Source organism: Streptomyces sp. SID5464 (assembly GCF_009862985.1).
GTDB lineage: Bacteria > Actinomycetota > Actinomycetes > Streptomycetales > Streptomycetaceae > Streptomyces > Streptomyces chartreusis_D.
The window spans coordinates 47,336-47,589 of record NZ_WWIQ01000071.1 but is presented as its reverse complement, the minus strand read 5'-3'; the positions used below and the strand labels follow the sequence as shown (position 1 = coordinate 47,589).

Annotated in this window: 1 pseudogene; it reads left to right on the top strand. The window is 80.3% G+C overall.

The features are described 5' to 3' along the window. A pseudogene (locus GTY47_RS41405) lies at nt 1–254 on the top strand (hypothetical protein); the annotation flags it as partial.

Genomic DNA, 254 nt, shown 5'->3' with positions numbered 1-254 from the left:
CCCTGGTCCGCCGCCGGGGGCGGGGCGCGGTCGTGGGCGCCGGGCCGGGCGGTCCCGCGTGCGTGACTCCCGCGGTCAAGCGCGTCCACGGCGCTCCGCAGGCTCGTCATGAGGCCGAGCCGGTGCTGTCCGTGGCCCACCGACGGAGGCACGCCGCGGTCGTCGGTGCCGGGCCCGAGCGCGGCCACGGCGCTTGGCAGGCCCGCCACGTGAGTGAACCGGTGTTGTCCCTGGTCCGCCGCCGGGGGCGGGGC